The organism is Streptomyces sp. NPDC006552, from assembly GCF_040611655.1.
GTDB lineage: Bacteria > Actinomycetota > Actinomycetes > Streptomycetales > Streptomycetaceae > Streptomyces.
In genome coordinates this window covers 105,759-121,864 of the sequence record NZ_JBEXOS010000008.1, presented here as the reverse complement: position 1 = coordinate 121,864, position 16,106 = coordinate 105,759, and the positions used below count along the sequence as shown (strand labels likewise).

13 protein-coding genes and 1 pseudogene are annotated in these 16,106 nt (G+C 73.4%); 5 read left to right on the top strand and 9 right to left on the bottom strand.

The genetic code is table 11. From position 1 onward, the window contains the following. Window positions 1-17: 17 nt before the first annotated feature. From ABZY33_RS07690 to ABZY33_RS07680, 3 genes are read right to left on the bottom strand one after another with little or no spacing between them, the layout of a single operon-like run. Window positions 18-1,091, bottom strand: a complete 1,074-nt coding sequence (locus ABZY33_RS07690; RefSeq protein WP_356490579.1) for a prenyltransferase — start codon at window positions 1,089-1,091, stop codon at window positions 18-20. Beyond that, entirely contained in the window at window positions 1,088-1,831 is a 744-nt protein-coding gene (locus tag ABZY33_RS07685) for a class I SAM-dependent methyltransferase (RefSeq protein WP_356490578.1), read from the bottom strand. The genes ABZY33_RS07690 and ABZY33_RS07685 overlap by 4 nt, the downstream gene beginning before the upstream one ends. Next, window positions 1,825-3,150 (bottom strand): glycosyltransferase family 4 protein, encoded by a 1,326-nt coding sequence (locus ABZY33_RS07680; protein WP_356490577.1) that lies wholly within the window; start codon window positions 3,148-3,150, stop codon window positions 1,825-1,827. The genes ABZY33_RS07685 and ABZY33_RS07680 overlap by 7 nt, the downstream gene beginning before the upstream one ends. Before the next feature lie 184 nt (window positions 3,151-3,334). Here ABZY33_RS07680 and ABZY33_RS07675 point away from each other — a divergent pair, with 184 nt between their 5' ends. Next, window positions 3,335-3,955 (top strand): TetR family transcriptional regulator, encoded by a 621-nt coding sequence (locus tag ABZY33_RS07675; protein WP_356490576.1) that lies wholly within the window; start codon window positions 3,335-3,337, stop codon window positions 3,953-3,955. Window positions 3,956-4,107: 152 nt separating this feature from the next. Then, a pseudogene (locus ABZY33_RS07670) lies at window positions 4,108-4,572 on the top strand (response regulator transcription factor); the annotation flags it as partial. On the opposite strand, the gene ABZY33_RS07665 reads toward ABZY33_RS07670, so the two are convergent. The 6 genes from ABZY33_RS07665 to ABZY33_RS07640 form a co-directional block, all read right to left on the bottom strand. After that, a complete protein-coding gene (locus ABZY33_RS07665; protein ID WP_356490575.1) occupies window positions 4,486-6,402 on the bottom strand; it encodes an ABC transporter ATP-binding protein in 1,917 nt (638 codons plus the stop codon). The pseudogene ABZY33_RS07670 and the gene ABZY33_RS07665 sit on opposite strands and share 87 nt — an antisense overlap. Then, window positions 6,399-8,255, bottom strand: a complete 1,857-nt coding sequence (locus ABZY33_RS07660) for an ABC transporter ATP-binding protein (protein ID WP_356490574.1) — start codon at window positions 8,253-8,255, stop codon at window positions 6,399-6,401. The genes ABZY33_RS07665 and ABZY33_RS07660 overlap by 4 nt, the downstream gene beginning before the upstream one ends. A gap of 137 nt (window positions 8,256-8,392) precedes the next feature. After that, complete coding sequence (locus tag ABZY33_RS07655) at window positions 8,393-8,530, bottom strand: SapB/AmfS family lanthipeptide (protein WP_356490573.1); 138 nt, start codon at window positions 8,528-8,530, stop codon at window positions 8,393-8,395. 83 nt (window positions 8,531-8,613) lie between these two features. Next, entirely contained in the window at window positions 8,614-11,238 is a 2,625-nt protein-coding gene (gene lanKC, locus ABZY33_RS07650) for a class III lanthionine synthetase LanKC (protein WP_356490572.1), read from the bottom strand. Between the two features lie 179 nt (window positions 11,239-11,417). Then, entirely contained in the window at window positions 11,418-11,651 is a 234-nt protein-coding gene (locus ABZY33_RS07645; RefSeq protein ID WP_356490571.1) for a ferredoxin, read from the bottom strand. Between the two features lie 2 nt (window positions 11,652-11,653). Then, the gene (locus ABZY33_RS07640) at window positions 11,654-13,126 is read right to left on the bottom strand and encodes an aldehyde dehydrogenase (protein ID WP_356490570.1); all 1,473 of its coding nucleotides are present in this window, start codon (window positions 13,124-13,126) and stop codon (window positions 11,654-11,656) included. A gap of 210 nt (window positions 13,127-13,336) precedes the next feature. On the opposite strand from ABZY33_RS07640, the gene ABZY33_RS07635 reads away from it, so the two are divergent. The 3 genes from ABZY33_RS07635 to ABZY33_RS07625 all read left to right on the top strand — a co-directional run bounded on the left by ABZY33_RS07635 (window position 13,337) and on the right by ABZY33_RS07625 (window position 15,969). Continuing rightward, window positions 13,337-14,434, top strand: coding sequence for an MBL fold metallo-hydrolase (locus ABZY33_RS07635; RefSeq protein ID WP_356490569.1), 1,098 nt, complete (start codon window positions 13,337-13,339; stop codon window positions 14,432-14,434). Window positions 14,435-14,540: 106 nt separating this feature from the next. After that, window positions 14,541-14,789 (top strand): hypothetical protein, encoded by a 249-nt coding sequence (locus ABZY33_RS07630; RefSeq protein WP_356490568.1) that lies wholly within the window; start codon window positions 14,541-14,543, stop codon window positions 14,787-14,789. Window positions 14,790-14,802: 13 nt separating this feature from the next. Beyond that, window positions 14,803-15,969, top strand: a complete 1,167-nt coding sequence (locus ABZY33_RS07625; RefSeq protein ID WP_356490567.1) for an SPFH domain-containing protein — start codon at window positions 14,803-14,805, stop codon at window positions 15,967-15,969. The last annotated feature ends 137 nt before the right edge of the window (window positions 15,970-16,106 follow it).

Below are 16,106 nucleotides of genomic sequence, written 5' to 3'. Positions count from 1 at the left end.
CCGGGTCCCTGCGCCGGTCAGGGACAGCAGTCCGGGTCCACCCCCGACGGCAGCAGCTCGCCGCCGAACACCTGGCAGGTCGCTTCGTCCCCGCCGAGCGCCGCCACGGCGAGCAGTACGGACCCCGCGGTCCACGTCGTGAGCTCCTCGGGCCATACGGACCGGTCCTCGAAGACGTAACCGGTCCAGTACAGGCCGGTCCGCGGGTCGCGCAGGTGCTGGATGTCCTGAAGAATCGTCAGCGCACGGTCGGACTCGCCCGTCGCCCACAGGGCGAGGGCGAGTTCGGCGCTCTCCCCGCCGGTCACCCAGGGGTTCGGCACGACGCAGCGCACCCCGAGCCCGGGCACCACGAACCGCTCCCACTCCGCCTCGATCCGCGCCTTCGCCTCGGCTCCGCGCAGCGCGCCGCCGAGCACGGGGTAGTACCAGTCCATCGAGTAGCGATCCTTGTCGAGGAACCGCTCGGGATGGCGGCGGATCGCGTGCCGCAGCGCACCGAGCGCCAACTCCCAGTCGGGCTGCGGCTCTTCGCGCTGTTCGGCGATGGCGAGCGCGCACCTGAGGGCGTGGTGGATCGACGAACTGCCGGTCAGCAGCGCGTCGCTCACCGCGCTCCCGTCGGCGTCGCGCTTCCAGCCGATCTGGCCGCCGGGCTGCTGGAGCCGCAGGACGAACTCGATCGCCGCGTACACGACCGGCCACATGCGGTCCAGGAAGGCGTCGTCACCGGTGGAGAGGTAGTGGTGCCAGACGCCGACGGCCACGTACGCGACGAAGTTGGTCTCGCGGCCGCGGTCGGTGACGTCGTCGGGGTCGCCGTCGTGGTAGGCGGCGTACCAGGAACCGTCGTCGTTCTGGTGCCGGGCGAGCCAGTCGTAGGCGCGCGCCGCGGCCTCGTGCTCGCCGGCCACGTCGAGTGCCATGGCGGTCTCGGTGTGGTCCCACGGGTCGAGGTGGTGGCGGCGGAACCACGGGATGGCGCCGTCCGGGCGCTGCACGGCGAGCAGCCCGCGCACCGTGTGCGCGACCTGATCGGCCGTCAGGACGCCGTCGAGGACGAGGAGTTCGGTCCGCTCGGGACTGCTCACGCAGCGGCCCCGCTGTCCTTCGTGGGCAGGTGCGGCTTGGTGGCGTAGGCGACGAAGCTCTTGCCGACGACCGGGTTGAGCAGCTGCTCGGCGACCCGGGTCAGGGCGGGCTTCTTCATGATGTCCCAGACCAGGAGCTTGTGGTACGCCTTCACCGGCAGCGCCTTGTCGTTGTCGACGCCGAACGCGCACTTGAGCCACCAGTACGGGGCGTGCAGGGCGTGCGCGTGGTGGGTGCCGTACGGCTTGAGGCCCGCTTCGCGCATCCGGCCGAGCAGTTCGTCGGCCTTGTAGATCCGGATGTGACCGCCCTCGACCTCGTGGTACTCGTCGGACAGCGCCCAGCAGACCTTCTCGGGGCCGTAGCGCGGGACGGTGACGGCGATGCGGCCGCCGGGCTTGAGGACGCGCACCATCTCGGCGAGCACGCCCTTGTCGTCGGGGATGTGCTCCATCACTTCGCTGATGATGACGACGTCGAACGACTCGTCGGGGAAGGGCAGGTGGAGCGCGTCGCCCTCCATCGCGGTGGCGGACGCACCGGCCGGGGCCTCGCCGGCCTCCTTCATGGCGGCGAACCACTTGGCGACCTCGGCGATTTCCTGCGCGTTCTGGTCGAGCGCGACGACCTGCGCCCCGCGCCGGTAGCACTCGAAGGCGTGCCGGCCGGCTCCGCACCCGAGGTCGAGGACGCGATCACCCGCGGCGAGCGGGAAGCGGGTGAAGTCGACGGTCAGCACGTGGCCCTGCTTTCCTGAGGAGTTTCCTGGGTCGGTCGTACGGAGGCGGTGGGGGCGGCGTCGATGGCCGCGCGGTACAGCTCGGCCGTGCCCTGGGCGGCCCGCGCCCACGTGAAGCGGGCCAGGACCCGGGCGCGGCCCGCGGCGCCGAGGCGGGCACGCAGGGGCTCGTCGCCGAGGAGCCGGACCAGGGCGGCGGCCAGCGCGCCCGCGTCGCCGGGCGGCACGGCGAGGCAGGTCTCACCGTCGGGGCCCGCGACCTCGGGGATGGCGCCGCCGGTGGTGGCGACGAGCGGGGTGCCGGTGGCCATGGCCTCGGCGGCGGGCAGCGAGAAGCCTTCGTAGAGCGAGGGCACGCACGCGACCTGCGCGGAGCGCACGAGGTCCACCAGTTCCCGGTCGCTGATGCCCTTGACGAACTGGACGGCGCCGTCGAGCCCGTACCGCTCGATGGCCTGGGCGACGGGCCCGTCCTCGGCGCGCTTGCCGACGACGACGAGGTGCGCCCCGGGGTGCTCGGCGCGCGCCTTGGCGAGCGCCTCGACGAGGAAGACGAGCCCCTTGAGCGGGACGTCGGCGCTGGAGGTCGTCACGATCCTGCCGGGCACCACGGGCACGGCGGGGTCCGGCGAGAAGAGGTCGGTGTCGGCGCCGATGTGGACGACGTCGATGCGGCTGCGCGGGACGCCGAGGTGCTGGACGATCTCCTCGCGGGAGGTGCCGGAGACGGTGAGCACGGACGGCAGGCGGCGGGCGACGCGCTTCTGCATGCGGGTGAACGCGTACCAGCGGCGCACCGACATCCGCCGCCGCCGGGTCGCCGCGGCGTCCAGCTCCAGCTGCCGGTCGACGGTGATCGGGTGGTGGATGGTGGTGACCAGCGGGGCGCCGAGGGCGGCGGGGCCGCCGAGCAGGCCGTAGCCGAGGGTCTGGTTGTCGTGCACGACGTCGAACTCGCCGCGGCGGGCACGCAGATGGCGCCGGGCGCGCAGGGAGAACGTCAGGGGTTCGGGGAAGCCGCCGGTCCACATGGTGGCGACCTCGGCGGCGTCGATCCAGTCCCGGTACTCGCCGCGCTCCGGGGTGCGGAAGGGGTCGGGGCTGCGGTACAGGTCGAGGCTGGGCAGCTCGGTGAGGGTGAGCCCGTCGAGCCCCGGGCCCTCGTCCAGGACGGGGTAGGGCTGCGCCCCGATCACCTCGACCCGGTGCCCGAGCCGGGCCAGCTCACGGGAGAGGTGGCGCACATACACGCCCTGGCCCCCGCAGAACGGGTTGCCCTTGTACGTGAGGAGCGCGATGCGCAACGACTCCGCGGTCACTCCAGGCCACCCTTCTCCCTGCTTGCCCGTGGACACTGGACACTACGTGGGGACGCTAATCTAGAACAAGTTTCAGACTTGATCGTTCAATGAGCACCGAATCTACCGGCAGGTAGCCAGGCTGTGACCGGCGGACCGGGTGATTCACGCCACGGCCGGGACCAGGGGAGACGGAAGCGAACTGATGACAGCTCCGGACGCCAGAAGCTCCGCGCAAGGTGCCCCCGCGCTCACCGAGCGGCAGGAGGCGCGGCGCCGCCGCATCCTGCACACGACCGCCCAGCTGGCGTCCCGCGGGGGCTTCGACGCGGTGCAGATGCGCGAGGTCGCGGAGGACTCGCGGGTCGCGCTCGGCACGCTGTACCGCTACTTCCCGAGCAAGGTCCATCTGCTGGTCGCGACCATGCAGGACCAGCTCCAGCACATGCACACCACCGTCCGCAAACGGCCGCCGTCCTCCGACTCCCCCGCCGAGCGGGTCGCCGAGACGCTGATGCGGGCCTTCCGCGCGCTCCAGCGCGAACCGCACCTGGCCGACGCCATGGTCCGCGCCCTCACCTTCGCCGACCGCAGCGTCAGCCCGGAGGTCGACCAGGTCTCCCGGCAGACCACGGCGATCATCCTGGACGCGATGGAGCTGGACGACCCGACGCCCGCGCAGCTCTCGGCCGTCCGGGTCATCGAGCACACCTGGCACTCGGCGCTCATCACCTGGCTCTCCGGCCGGGCCTCCATCGCCCAGGTGAAGATCGACATCGAGACCGTGTGCCGGCTCATCGACCTGACCGATCCCGGCCAGGACTGACCCCCCGGTAGCCGTTGGCCAGTTCTGTGCAGCCATACCGGGGAACCCGCCGGTTGAATTGCTGACACGCGCTTGAACGAGGCGACCGCGAGCCGACGGTCGTGAGGGGGGCAGACGTGACCCGGGTACTTCTTGTGCACGATTCGTGTCTGATGCGTTCGGCCCTGGCCGAACAACTGGCGAAGGAACCGGACCTGGAGGTGGACCACGCGCCGTGGCGCAGTGCGCCCGGCAAGGCGGGCTCGCTGAGACCGCAGATCTGCGTCGCCGACCTGGACTGCGAGATGCCGTACGGCATACCGCCGCTGACCGAACTGAGGTGCTCACTCGTGGTGCTGGCCAGTACGAGCAGACCCGGCCTCCTGCGCCGGGCCGTGGAGGCGCAGGCGATGGGGTACGTGGACAAGGACGGGCCCGTCGAGCGGCTCCTGCTCGGCATCCGGCAGGTGGCGAAGGGACAGCGGTTCGTCGACGACTCACTGGGCTTTGGCTTCCTGAAAGCCTCTCAGAATCCGCTGACCTTACGGGAGTTAGGTGTGCTGTCGCTCGCCGCCGGGGGCGCTTCGATCCCGGAGATCGCCCGCAGCCTGCACCTGTCCAACGGCACGGTGCGCAACTACATGGCCGCCATCACCCGCAAGATCGGCGCCCGCAACAGGATCGACGCCATACGGATCTCCCAGGGTGAGGGCTGGCTGTGACCGGCCGGCCGCGTCCCACGCCCCGGCCAGGTCGCGGTAGAGCGAGGACCGTACGAGCAGCTCCTCGTGCCCGCCGCAGGCGGTGCGCGGCCCGTCCATGACGAGGATCTGTCCGGCCCGGCGCGCGGAGCTCATCCGGTGGGCGACGACCACCAGGGTGCCGCCGGGCCGGGCGGCGAACGCCCGCTCGGCGCGCTCCTCCGCCACCGGGTCGAGGTGGCAGGTGGCCTCGTCGAGCAGGGCGAGCGGGGCGGGCGAGAGGTAGGCGCGGGTCAGGGCGATCAGCTGCCGCTCGCCCGCGGAGAGCGCCGCCGGGTCGAGCCGGGCGTCTGGCCCGCCGAGGCGCGTGAGCAGCGCGTCGAGGCCGATCGCGGCGGCGGCGCGGGCGAGTTCGCCGTCGGGGACCGGGTCCGGACGCAGGCAGCCGAGGTTCTCGCGCAGGGTGCCGCTGAAGACGTACGCCTCCTGCGGGATCAGCACGCGCCGCGCGGCCGCGCCGGGGGCGCGGGCGGGTCGGCCGCAGACCCGGATCTCGCCGGAGCCAGGAATCAGCAGCCCCGCGGCGAGCCCCGCCAGGGTGGATTTGCCGATGCCGCTGGGGCCGACCACGGCGAGGTGGCCGCCCTGGGGGACGGTCAGCGCGAGGCCGTCGAGGACCGGCTCGGCCCCCGGACCGTAGGCGAAAGTCAGCGCGGTCACCTCCAGCGCGGGTGCCGGAGGGGATACGGGGCTCGCCGTCAATGTGGCCTTTTCGGCCGTTCTTGGCGCCGGTGCGCCAGGCAGTTCCGCCGTCCGGCGCTCCGGGGCCGGTTCCGCCGTCAGCCGGCGCAGGACCACCACGAGGCGCGAGCCGCCCGCGCCGAGGCCGTGGACCAGGTTCTGCAGGGCGGGCAGCAGGGACTGGCCGACGTAGGCGAGGGCGCCGACCAGGGCGCCCGGGCTCACCCCGCGGTCCAGGGTCCAGGGCGCGGTCACCAGGAGCAGCAGCAGCGGGAGCTGGCCGCCGATGCCGAGGGCGAGCACCCGGGGCACCCCCCACCACGCGAGGGTCCGGGCCGTCCGGTACTCGCGGTCGATCAGCGTGCCGGCGGCGCGGGCGGTCGGCTCCTCGGCGCCGGCCGCGGTGACGTCCCGGAGCCCGGCGCAGACCGTGGTGAGGCGGGCCGAGACCGTCTCGTCGGCGATCAGGAACGCCTCCTGCCCGCGGGCGAGCGGGCGCAGCGTGCCGAGGAAGAGGGCGACACCGGCGACGAGCGGCGGCGCGACCACGAGCAGCAGCACCGGAGCCAGCGAGAAGAGGCCGATCAGGGCGCCGGCCGCGGTGAACACGAAGGCGCGCGAGACCATGACGAGCCCGGCGAAGGTGTCACGGGCGATCTCCACCTGCTGGGTGAGCCGGGAGACCGCGGCCCCGTCGCCGGCCCGTACGCCGCGCTCGACGACCCGGCGCACGAGGAGGTCGCGCAGCGGTTCGACGAGCCCGGCCACGGCGCCGTAGACCCGGGCGGTGCCGAGCGCGCCGGCGCCGACGCCGAGCACGGCCACGCCGAGCCAGAGCAGGCCGGTCCCCTGGCGCCCGGCCAGGAACCCGTCGTCGAGGGCGCGGGCGAGGGCCTGCCCGAGCAGGAACGTCTGCCCGGTCTCCAGGACCGACCAGCCGATGAGCCGGGCGACGGTGGTGCGGCGGCGCAGCAGGAAGCGCAGTCCTCTTCGGTACGTGCCGGGCCGCGGCGGGGTGGCGGTCACGCCGCCCCACCGGCCTCGCCGCGCGCTCCCGAGCGGCCGGCGCCACCGGCCGGGTCACTGTCGCTGTCGGTGGCGGCGTCGGTGGCGGTGTCGGTGTCGGTGTCGGTGGCGGTATCGGTGGCGAACACCGCTCGGTAGGCCGGGTCGCGCCAGAGGCGTTCGTGGGGGGCGAGGGCGCGGACGCGGCCCGCGTCGAGCCAGGCCACGGCGGAGGCGCGAGCCGCGGTCGTGGCGCGGTGGGCGACGACGAGCCGGGTGGTGCCGGGGGCGTGCCGCAGGAGCGCGGCGGCGATCTCCCGTTCGGTGATCATGTCGAGGCTGGAGAGCGCGTCGTCCAGGACGAGCAGCCGACCGCCGTGCGCGAACGCCCGGGCCAGGCCCAGACGTTGCACCTCCCCGCCGGACAGCGGCGCGTCCGCGCAGGCGGTGGCGTATCCGGCGGGCAGGCGGCGGACGAAGCCGTCGGCGTGGGCGGCCCGGGCGGCGCGCACGGTCCGGTCGTCGCCCGGCGCCGGCGGGCGCGGGCCGAGGGCGATGGTGTCGGCCAGGGTGTCGCCCAGCAGCGTGGGCCGCTCGAAGGCGTACCCGACGGCCGCGCGCAGTTCGGCGCGGGTCAGGTCGGGCAGCGGGGTGCCGTCGAGGAGCACGGTGCCCTCGTCCGGGTCGGTGAGCCGTCCGGCGAGCGCGGCGAGCAGCGACTTGCCCGCCCCGGAGGCGCCGACGACGGCGAGCGTCTCCCCGGCGGGGACGGTCAGGTCGACGGCGTCGAGGACGGTGCGGCCGTCGTGGCGCGCGGTGACGCCGCGGAACTCCAGCCGGCCGCCCTCGCGGGCGAGCGGAGTGGTCCCGTAGCCGGGCGCCGGTACGGCCAGGACGTCGGCGAGGCGCTGTCCCGCGGCCCGCGTGCGCACCAGGGCGGAGAGGTCGCCGACGAGCATGCCGACCCCGGTGGCGAGGACGGCGTAGCGCGAGGAGGCGAGCAGTTCGCCGACGGTCAGGCGGCCGTGGAGCAGGAGCAGGCCCGCCGTCGCGATCACCGCGATCTGCAGCAGCGGCGCGAGGGTCACCGCGCCCGCGCTGGCCCGGCCCTGCACCCGCCACAGCCGCAGGCCCTGGTGGCCGAGGCGGGGCAGCGGTTCGAGGACCCGCGCCGTCTCCCGGTCGGCGATGCCCGCGGCGGCGATGGTGCGGGCCCCGCCGATCGCCTCGGTGAGCCGGGTCGCGATCTCGCCCTGCTCCTTGAGGTAGGCGGAGACGCAGTCGGAAGAGGCGCGGGCGAAGGCGCGCAGCAGCAGGGCGAGGGCCGGCGCCCCGGCGACGAAGGCGGCGACGAGCCAGAGGTCGGTGAGGGCGAGCGCGGCGATCGCGCCGACGGGCAGGACGAAGGTGGCGGCGAAGGCGGCCACGGTCGCGGGGGCGGGTCCGGCCTGCGCGGTGCCCCCGACGAGCCGCGCGACGAGGTCGCCCGCGGGGAACCGGGCGGTGGCCCGGGGTCCGGTGGCGAGGACGTGCCCGAGCAGGCGGTGGCGCAGCCAGGCCGTGGTGCGGGCGCCGGTGGTGCCGGTGAGCACGGACTCGCAGGAGTCGAGGAGGGTGAGGCCGCCGAGCAGGACGGCGCAGCGCAGCAGCCAGGTGCCGGCGTCGCCGCCGGACGCGGCGCCGGCCGCGGCGGAGTCCGCGGCGAACAGGGCGTCCAGGGTCCGCCCGAGGACGTACGGCAGGAGCAGGCCGGCGCCCGCGGAGACGACGGTGAGCAGGCACAGGGCCACGCACCGGCCGGCGCTGTGGCGGGTCGCGGCGCGCAGCAGGGCGTCGCCCGAGGTGCCGTCCGGCGTCTGCACTGGCGTCTTCACGGAGCCTCGCATCCGGGGTCGCGTCCAGGGGGCGGGGGGTGGGAACGGGGACGGGGCCGCCCGCAGTGGGGCGGCCCCGCCGTCATCCGTGCGCGGGCCTCAGCGGTGTCTGCAGGCCCTCAGCGGCGGACGTTCGGTCACAGGCACAGGATCGTGCTGTTGGAGCTGTGCTTGTCACAGAGCAGCAGGCTCACGTTGCTGCCCTCGCCGCCGCCGCCACCGCCACCGCCGGTGGTCTCGTCGGCTTCCATGCTCTGCAGGTCGAGAAGTGCCATGGTTTTTCCCTTTCGTCGACGTTCATTCCTGTGGGGACGGGTGGTGCGGTTGTGTCACGACTCCGAACGTGCCGGAACCGGTCTCAGGGCTGCCGCAGGGGCGGCAGGAAGGGCAGATGAGCGCCGCGGCCGGGGTCCAGGGCCGCGCTGAGCGCGAGCAGGCAGCCGGCGGTGCCGGTGCCGAGGTCCATGGACAGGCGCATCATCTGGTGTCCGGGGAAGGCGAGGTGGCCCTGGTAGCGCATCGACAGCCAGGACAGCGCGTCGATCTGCCCGGCGAGCGGCGCGCCGGCGGCGCCGGGCGTGGTGGTGCGGGCCAGGTGCAGGATCATGCCGGCGCGGCCTTCGAACAGGCCGGGCTGGACGTAGAAGCGGGAGGTCGCGGCGGTGAGGACGGCCGCGCGCAGCTCCTCGGCGGACCGGTCGCCCAGCTCCGCGTCCGGGGCGGCTTGCAGGTAGTCGTCGAGGACCATACCGACTCCGGCGCTGCCGTCCCCGAGGTAGGGCATGGTGCGCCAGCCCTCGTCGACGTGGAGGCCGCCGTCGGAGGAGGTGCGGCACCGGTCCAGGTCGAGCGTCAGCGCGTCACCGGCGAGCCGCAGGCAGTCCGCGCCGCCCGTCTGCTCGTAGCGGCGCAGCAGGAAGAGGGCGGGCCCGCTCAGGCCGCGCATCAGTCCGGCGCGCCGTTTCGAGGTGGGCACCCGGTCCGTGGCGCCCACCTCCACGATCCGGTCGGCGACGAGCCGGGTGGCTTCCGCGGCGCGGTCGGCGAGGGTGCTCTCGCCGGTGGTGCGGGCGAGGTGGTCGAGGACGAGGCCGACCCCGGCGAGTCCGCTGTGCAGGCCGACCGCGAGCCGTTGCCACTTCTCGCTCAGCAGCCGCTCGGTCAGGTCGAGGGCGCGCTGGCGGTGCCCGAGCCGGTCGAGGACGTAGGCGACGCCGGCGATGCCGTCGTAGAGGCCGAGCGCGGTGCCGGGCGGCACCGGGTCGGTGTGGTCCAACAGCCAGCGCTCGCCCTGTTCGTAGCGGTCGGCGCCGGTCTCGGTGAGGGCGTGCAGGACGCCGGCCGCGCCGTAGGCGAGGCCGAGGCCGCCGCCGGTGGCGAACTGGACGACGTCGCCGGGGAAGAGCCGGTCGTCGCGGTCCGGGGTGGCCGAGGCGAGGATGCCGGCGACCATGGAGTCGCGGCTGCGCGGCCAGTCGCCGGGCTCGGCGGGGCGCGTGGCGCCGCTCGCGTTCCGGGTGCCGGTCGGCCGGGCGGTGGCGTCGCGGGTGATCTCGGCGACCGCCTCGTCCAGGAACTGCCGGGGCACGGTGGGGAATTCGTCCGCGATGATGTCGGCCAGGTGGGCGGCCTTGGCCCGGTCGACGACGAACAGGGTCGTCACGGGCAGGAACATGGCGATCCGCAGGCAGGCGAGGGCGTAGCGGTCGATGTCGGTGCCGGTGCGGTCCAGCGGCGCCCAGAAGCCCGGGTGGGCCAGCATCTGGCTGCCGTTCTCCTCGACCCGGGTGGCCGCCTCGAAGTCGATGAGGGTGACGCTCTGTTCGTCGGGGGCGACCATGATGTTGAACAGGTGCAGGTCGTTGAAGACGATGCCGCGTTCGTGGACGGCGGCCACGGCCTTCTCGACGGCGTCGTTGATCCGCAGCACCCAGGCCGCGTAGTCGGCGACCGCGGCCGGGTCGGGGGCGGGCGAGAGCAGCGGGTGGCGCTCGGCGAAGAACGCGTTCAGGGGGCGTCCCTCGACGTGGTCCATGACGAGGAAGCGGTGGTCGCCGACGAGGAACCAGTCGCGCACCTCGGGGGCGACGCCGAGCCCCGACAGCCGTTCCAGGGCGGCCTTCTCGCGCTCCAGGCGGGCGATGGCGTCGCCCCCGTCGGCGGCGAGCCCGGCGTGCGGGCGGCCTTCCTTGAGGACGACCTTGCGGCCGTCGCGGCTGTCCGTCGCCCGGTAGACGCCGCCGCCGTTGGAGAAGTGCAGGGCCTTCTCGAAGCGGTAGGGCAGGTCGGTGACGGTGGTGGCGTTACGGGCGTCGACGTGCGGTTTGAGGAACGCGGGCAGGGGCACCCAGTCGGGGACCTGGAAGGACGGTTCCCGGTTGTCGGGCACGAGGCGGCCCGCGCCGTCCTCGATGGCGCTGACGAGCGTCCCGCGTTCGTTCACCACCATGCGGCGGGAAAAGGCGCCGTAGCGCACATAGAGGGGGCCTTCGCCGATACGCAGGTCGGTGAGAATATACGGTCCTTCGCCGCCGCGCAGGAGTTCTCCGAGTTCTTCCAGGATCAGCTGACATCGTTCGTCGTCGGCCGGATAGATGGTGACGAACTTTCCACTGGTGTCACGGCCGGCGTATTTCGCGTTCCGCAAGTGAAGAACGTGCGGGGCGGGAACGAATTTGAACGGAATGCCGCGTGGCACGCAGTAGTCCCAGACGGTCGCGGCGGTCTGCTCGGCGGCGGTCCTGGTGGCCGACACGTGGATCTTCCAGCCCTGGGCGGGGCCCTGGCGGGGGGTGCCGTCGGACTCCAGCGGGGTCAGGCTGAGCCACTCCCCGTTGTTGTCGGCGCGCCAGCCGTCGGGTATCTCCCTGCGGGCCGTCTCGAACTCGGGCAGGGGCCGTGCTTTTCCGTCGGCGGAGAGCCGCTCCGGGGTCTCGTAGAAATGGGGATCCGCAAGGGCGTAGACCTCGTACCGTTTGTCCATGACGTAGGTCGCCCTCCTTGGCATCCCGTGGTCGGCCGGAATGAGATTCGCATGGCGCCGAGGAGGGCGGACAGTCACATCTGTCATCAGTAAGCAGTGCGGAACTCACGAGGAAAGTAATGTTCGGCTTGTTCGAGTTTGCGCTTTCTACGGCTGAGCACCCGGTTTTTCGCGCGGGGTCATTCCCCGGGCGGGAAGACGGGCTCGCCGCTGCCGGCCAGGGTGATCACGACGGCCTCGACGGGACAGCCCTCGGCCGCGGCCAGGACTCGCTCGTCGGCGTCCGTCTCGGCCTGCTCGGGGTGGGACTGCCGGGCCGCGTCCAGGCGGAACGCCCCGGGCGCGTGGTGCAGGCACGTCGCCGAGCCGATGCACACGCCCCGGTCCACCTCCACATGCCACCGGTCGGCCATGCTCAGCCCTCCTCGGGTGCGTAGCCGGCGGGCAGGTGGATCATCTTGTGCTCCAGGTAGGCGCTGTAGCCCTCGGGCCCGAACTCCCGTCCGAGGCCGCTGTTCTTGTAGCCGCCGAAGGGGCCGAGCATGTCGAGGCTGAAGGTGTTGACGTTGTAGGTGCCGGTGCGCACCTGCCGGGCGAGGTCGACGCCGTGCGCCACGTCGGCGGTCCAGACGCTGCCGCTGAGCCCGTAGTCGGAGTCGTTGGCGATCTCGACGGCCTCGCGCTCGTCGTCGTAGGGCAGCAGGCAGACGACCGGGCCGAAGATCTCCTCGCGGGCGACGCGCATGCCGTTGTGGACGTCGCCGAAGAGGGTCGGCTGGACGTACCAGCCGTGTTCGAGCCCGGCCGTGGCGGGGGCGCCGCCGCCGGTGAGGACCTTCGCGCCCTCCTCCTGGCCGAGGCGGATGTAGTCGAGGCTGCGCTGCTGCTGGCGGCGGGCGACGAGCGGGCCGACCTGGGTGGCGGGGTCGAGCGGGTCGCCGACGACCAGGGCGGCGGCGGCCTGCGTGAAGGCCTCGGCGAACTCGTCGTAGCGGGAGCGGGGCAGCAGGATGCGGGTCTGGGCGACGCAGGCCTGCCCGTTGTTCATCCAGGCGGCGGGGACGACGCCCGCGACCGTCGACCCCACGTCGGCGTCGGGCAGTACGACGGCCGCCGACTTGCCGCCCAACTCCAGTGTCACGCGGGTCAGGTGACGGGCCGCCACCTCCATCACGCGCTTGCCGGCCGCGACGGAGCCGGTGAAGGAGATCTTGTCGATGCCCGGGTGCCCGACCAGGTACTCGCTCACCTCGCGGTCGGCGGGCAGGATCGAGAGCACGCCCTCGGGCAGCCCGGCCTCCTGGGCGATCTCCCCCAGGATGTACGCGTCGAGCGGCGACTCCGGCGACGGCTTGAGGACGACGGAGCAGCCGGCGAGCAGGGCGGGCGCGAGCTTGGCGGCGGCCACGAACTGCGGCACGTTCCACGGCACGACGGCCGCGACGACCCCCACCGGCTCCCGGCGCACCAGCAGCCGGCCGAGGGCGCCGTCGCGGGTCTCCTCGTACGTGAAGCCGCGCGCGACGCCGATCGCGCAGTCCCAGACCATCATCGCGCCGAGCGCCTGGGCCAGGACCGACCAGGAGTAGGGGGAGCCGTTCTGCCGCGAGATGATCCGCGCGATCTCCTCGTGGCGCACCGCGAGGGCGTCCTTGATCCGGGTGACGACGGCGATCCGTTCCTCGAGCGCCGACCGCGGCCAGGGCCCGTCGTCGAAGGCGCGGCGCGCGAGGGCGACGGCGCGGTCCACGTCGGCGGGTACGGCGTGCGGCACCCGTCCGAAGACCTCGCCGGTGTGCGGGGAGACCACCTCGATGACGTCCTTGCCGAGGGGGTCGGTCAACTCCCCGCCGATGAACAGCTGTCCGTGTTCCACGAGCTCGGTCATGGCGACTTCCGCTTCCGTGAGGCGTGCCGCGTACGGTTTCTGACGGCGTATCAGAACTGATACCAGTTCTAGTTGTGTTGCGGAAGGGTGGCGGCGGGCGCGGAGAAGGTCGACCCGGGCGACCATCGGAACGGGTTCTACCTGGTCCATTACAGTGACCGGAGTCCGGCGCGTGCGAGTGGCGCCCTTGGCGGCGGAGAGGCGGCCCCGATGACCGGGACGACAGGCACGGCAGGCACGGCAGGCACGGCAGGCACGGCAGGCACGACGCGGGTCACCGACCACGGCGGAGGCGTGCACAGCATCCGCGTGCCGATCCCCGACAACCCCCTCGGCCACACCCTCATCCACCTCCTGGACACCGACGCGGGCCCGGTCCTCATCGACACCGGCTGGGACGACCCGGCCTCCTGGGCCGCCCTCACCGCGGGCCTCACCGCGTGCGGCACGGCGGTCACCGACCTGACCGGTGTCCTCATCACCCACCACCACCCCGACCACCACGGCCTCTCCGCGAAGGTGCGCGAGGCGTCCGGCGCGTGGATCGCGATGCACGAGGCGGACGCCGCGGTGGTCCGCCGCACCCGCGAGAACCCGCCCTCGCGCTGGTACGCGTACATGGCCGCCAAGCTCCGCGCGGCCGGAGCCCCCGACGAGCACGTCGCGCCGCTGCTCGCCGCCGCCGCAGAGGGCCGCCCGCGCCGGCTGCCCGGACTCGACCCGGCCCTGCCCGACCGGGCCATCACCCCCGGCGACCTGCTCGACCTGCCCGGCCGCCGGCTGCGCGCGATCTGGACCCCGGGCCACACCCCGGGCCACGTCTGCCTGCACCTGGAGGAGGCCCACCCGGCGGGCCTGCCCGGCAGCGGCCGCCTCTTCTCCGGCGACCACGTGCTGCCCGGCATCACCCCGCACATCGGGCTCTACGAGGACCCGGCACTCGGCGAGGGCTCCACCGACCCGCTCGGCGACTACCTCGACTCCCTGGAGCGCGTCGGCCGCCTCGCCCCCGCCGAGGTGCTCCCCGCCCACCAGCACCCCTTCACCGACGCCGGCGCCCGCGTCCGGGAGCTGCTCGACCACCACGAGTCCCGCCTCACCGACCTGCGTGCCCTGCTCGCCGCCCCGCTCACCCCCTGGCAGCTCGCCGAGCGCATGGAGTGGAACCGCCCCTGGGCCGACATCCCCTACGGATCACGGAACATCGCCGTCTCCGAGGCGGAGGCCCACCTGCGCCGGCTGGTGAAGCTGGGGCGGGCGGAGGCGGTGCCGGGCGGCGATCCCGTGACGTATGTGGCAACGCCCTGACCAGGACGGAGCTTTGCCCCGCCGAGATGGTCGGGGCGGGCCGGCAGGCGTAGGGTCTGGCTCTCAAGGGCTCAGCTGAGCTGGAATGACAAGGGGGCGGCCGTCAATGGCGCCGGACGAGGCTGTGGTCGGCTGTACGGGGGAGCTCGTCGTCGGCACACGGGGGGCCGCCGGGCCGGGCGAGGTGCTGGTGCGGGTCAGGGGCGGCACGGAGACGTTCATCGCGTACTCCGACCATCCGCTGGCGCGGGGCGCGACCGTGCTGGTCGTGGACTCCCTCGGGCACCGGCAGGTCTCCGTCATGGCCTGGGGCGATCCTCTGCTCGGCGACGACGGTGACGGCGCCGCCCGCTAAGGAGACATCAGGGATGTTCGGATATCGCGTTCCCGCACCCGACGAGGCGATGCTGATCTCGGGCGGCAGGCGGGGACTTGGGGGAGCGCCGTTCCGTGTCGTCACCGGGCACGGGAAGTTCGTGCTGCCGGTGTTCCGCAAGACCCGCTTCCTCTCGCTCGCCATGAGCGAGGCGGAGGTGGTGGAGAAGTGCGTGACCCGCCAGGGCATCGCCCTGACCGTGCGCGCCGTCATCGCGTTCAAGGTCGGCAACGATGACGAGTCGATCGTCAACGCCGGCCAGCGGTTCCTCTCCGACCAGGACCAGATGTCCGTCCTGACCGGGCGGATCTTCGCCGGCCACCTGCGCTCCATCATCGGCTCGATGACCGTCGAGGAGATCGTCACCGAGCGGCAGAAGCTGGCCACCGAGGTGCTGGACACCTCGAAGGCGGAGATGGCCAAGATCGGCCTGCACGTCGACTCGCTGCAGATCCAGTCCATCGACGACGGCAACACCGGGTACATCGAGGCGATGTCCCGGCCGCACAAGGCCAACATCCAGCGGGCCGCGCAGATCGCCCAGGCCCAGGCGACGCAGGCGTCCACGGAGGCGGAGCAGGCGGCCGCCCGCAAGCAGGCCGAGTTCGCGCGCCAGACCGCGATCGTGCAGGCCGAGTACAGCGCGGAGGTGGACCGCGCCAAGGCCCAGGCCGAGCAGGCCGGTCCGCTGGCGCTGGCCCGCGCCCAGCAGGAGGTGCTCGCGGCCCAGACGGAACTGGCGCTCAAGCAGGCCGAGTTGCGTGAGAAGCAGCTCATCGCGGAGATCGTGAAGCCGGCCCAGGCGGACGCGGAGCGTATCCGGGTCCTCGCACTGGCCGAGGCCGAGCGGATGAAGATCCAGGCGGAGGCCGCCGCGTCGTACGACCGGGTCGCGCTGGACCGGATGCTCATCGATCAGTTGCCGCAGATCGTGAAGGAGGCGTCTGCCGGGCTGGCCGGGGCCAACGTGAATGTGCTGAACGGGGCGGACGGGCTCGGGGAGATCGCCGCCGGGCTCGTGGGTCAGGGGCTGACCATTCTCGACTCCGTCCGGAAGAACCTGAGCGGGCAGGAGGGGGTGGCTGCGCCGGGGGCGGTCATCGAGCGGTATCTGGGGGCGCCCCGGGGGGACGATGACGGGCCCGTCGATGTGCGGTAGGTCTCGGTTCCACGGGGTCTGAGGGCCGGGCGGCTGACCGGCTGGGGCTGCGCCACTCGCCGTGGGTGGGTGTGCGTTCTTCGGCGGGTGCGGGCGCGTCGTGGTTGCTCGCGCCGTTCCCCGCGCCCCTGAAGGGC